2 protein-coding genes are annotated in these 2,810 nt (G+C 40.4%); both read left to right on the forward strand.

The features are described 5' to 3' along the window. Positions 1-66: 66 nt before the first annotated feature. Positions 67-873, forward strand: coding sequence for an ISAs1 family transposase (locus tag DB41_RS08110; RefSeq protein WP_255350928.1), 807 nt, complete (start codon positions 67-69; stop codon positions 871-873). Between the two features lie 35 nt (positions 874-908). Then, positions 909-1,706, forward strand: a complete 798-nt coding sequence (locus DB41_RS08115) for a reverse transcriptase domain-containing protein (RefSeq protein WP_052244032.1) — start codon at positions 909-911, stop codon at positions 1,704-1,706. The last annotated feature ends 1,104 nt before the right edge of the window (positions 1,707-2,810 follow it).

The raw sequence follows: 2,810 nt of genomic DNA on the forward strand, positions 1-2,810 counted from the left end.
ACAAGCATTTAAGGAATTGATTAATCGCTGGCTGCAAGGCTTACCGCAAGAAATGAAAGATCAGCTATTAGTGATGGATGGAAAGCGGCTAAAAGGCGTTTTCAGATAATAAGAATATACACGCATATTGTCGAGATATTTGCTGCCGAAGGACGCTTAGTAATTGCTCAAGAGAAAGTACCTGAAAAAGCTATTGAAACCCAAGCAGTGCCAGCCTTGCTCGAGGCTATGGATGTCAGTGGGGCGATTGTATCGATGGATGCACTTTATGCCCATATAGATACCATTGATGAGATTTTGAATAAAGGAGCGGACTATATAGTAGGAATTAAAGGTAACCAAGGCCATCTTAAAGCAGAAGCGTATAACTTCTTTGAGCAAGCAAAAGCAGTTAATTACCAGGGAGTAGAGGGAATAACTCGAGAGGAAACTTATGAGAAAAATCGTGGTCGCATAGAAAGTCGTCATGTGTGCGTAGTCAATGCCTTACAGTGGCTTCCTCAACGGGAGAAATGGCATTTGCAGTCCATGATTGAAGTACGTTCTGAACGGAAGGTAGCAGATAAAGTAGAACAAGCTATCCGCTATTATGGGTCTAGCCGAAAAGCAGGGGCCAAAGAATTTGCTAAGTGGATTCGAGCGCACTGGGCGATAGAAAATAGTTTGCACCATGTAATGGACGTGGTATTTAAAGAAGATGCTTCATTAAGTGATGTAGGCTTTAGTGCTGAGAACATGGCTTTAATCAGACGCTTAGCTACTAATATAATAAGAACGATGGATTCAGGACGAGGGATTACCGATGCTAGACGAAATGCCACTTATGCACCTAATTATTTGAGAGGATTACTAGGTAAGGTGTTTATCAAATAATTCTCATCAAAACACCCTGAGACCACGAGCTCGTCATGAGAGCTGTCAAGAAACACACCGAAAACAAATGGATTCTTCTGTATATAGAACGCTGGCTAAAAGCGCCAGAGCAAGATGCAGACGGGAGACTTATAAAAAGAGATAGAGGAACTCCACAAGGAGGCGTAATCAGCCCTTTACTAGCCAATCTATTTCTTCATTATGCCTTAGACGAATGGATGAGGAAATGCTATCCACGTAATCCATTCGAGCGTTATGCCGATGATATAGTGGTTCACTGTCAAACGGAAGCGCAAGCCAACGAAATAAAGAAAGCTATTGCAGAACGCTTAGCTCAATGCAAACTGGAGTTACATCCTGCAAAGACAAAAATCGTCTATTGCAAAGATGATCAAAGAAGAAAAAGATACCTAAACGAGAAATTTGATTTTCTGGGATATACTTTTAGAGCCAGAAGATCAAAGAATCGGTATGGAAAGCACTTCATCAACTTTAGTCCCGCAGTAAGCAATAAAGCAAAGAAAGCAATAACGAGTACGATGAGAAGTTGGAAAATGCATCTGCGCAGTGACAAGAAGATTGTAGATTTATCAAGAATGTTTAACCCCATGATAAGAGGTTGGATCAACTACTATGGTAAATACTACAAATCAGAACTCTATCAAATTTTCAATGTTGCAAACCGTACATTAGCAAGGTGGGCGGAAAGGAAATACAAGAAGTTAAGAGGCCACAGCAGAAGGGCAATGCATTGGTTGGGAGGGATCGCAAAACGAGAACCTCAGCTATTTGCTCACTGGAAAATGGGCGTCATACCTGCGACTAGACAATAGGAGCCGTATGAGCTGAGAGGCTCACGTACGGAACTGTGAGAGCGTGAGGGTGTGATCCCCTCGCGCTACTCGACTTTTTTTAAAGCGTATTAGAGGTTATCTTAAAACCCCCTATTTTGCCTTATCCATCTGCTTTATCAAAGACCTAATAGGTTGATGCAAAACAACTTATTTAAGATAATTTTGAGAGAAAAGGGAGGTAAAGATGAGCAATACATATCCTAGTCATTTATCAGATCGTGAATGGGAAGCCATTAAAATTTACTTTGAAGTAGATTACAGCAAAGGAGGCAGACCTATTAAACATACAAAAAGAGAACTATTGGAAGCTATTTTTTATGTCTTAAGAACCGGTTGCCAGTGGCATTATCTACCCAAAGACTTTCCGCATTGGAAAACGGTTTACACTTACTTTAAGAAGTGGAAAGACGCGCACTTGTTTGAGAAAATCAATCATCATTTAAGGAAAAAATTAAGAGTGATAATGGGGAGGAACCTCGATCCCAGCGCTGCCATTGTCGATAGCCAGTCAGTTAAAACAGTAGAAAGGGGGGGCTCGCAGGTTATGATGGTGCTAAAAAGGTTAAGGGGCGTAAAAGGCACATTGTAGTGGATACGCAAGGCTTTTTATTAACATGCTATGTAGGGGCTGCTGACGAAAACGATCGAACGGCCTTAATTAAGCTGTTAGACAAATGCAAAAGCCTGTTTTCAACTATCACCAAGGTTTGGGCGGATATGGGCTATCAAGGCACTGTATTAAAGCAAACCTGCCAAGATCAGTATAACATTGACTTTGAGATTGTTAAAAGGCCTCGTCGTAGATTTCGAGTACAAGAGGATAAAATAGAAGAGTTTTTAAAAACCATTGATTTAAGCTTTAAAGTCCTGCCCAAGAGGTGGATTGTAGAGAGGACTTTTGCATGGATTGGGCGTAATCGAAGAACTTCTAAAGACTATGAGTACCTAACAACTACGAGTGAAAATTGGATTTATCTATCGATGATTAGACTGATGTTAAGGCGAATTAATAAGTTAAAAGAGGGGTTTTAAGATATCCTCTTATAGTGGTTTGAATTTTAAATTTCTGTTCATTAACATATG

Source organism: Neochlamydia sp. TUME1, from assembly GCF_000813645.1.
Lineage (GTDB): Bacteria > Chlamydiota > Chlamydiia > Chlamydiales > Parachlamydiaceae > Neochlamydia.

Excerpts from the sequence above, each read along its gene's own strand:
- DB41_RS08115 (WP_052244032.1), top strand. The coding sequence starts at position 909 with ATGAGAGCTGTCAAGAAACACACCGAAAACAAATGGATTCTTCTGTAT.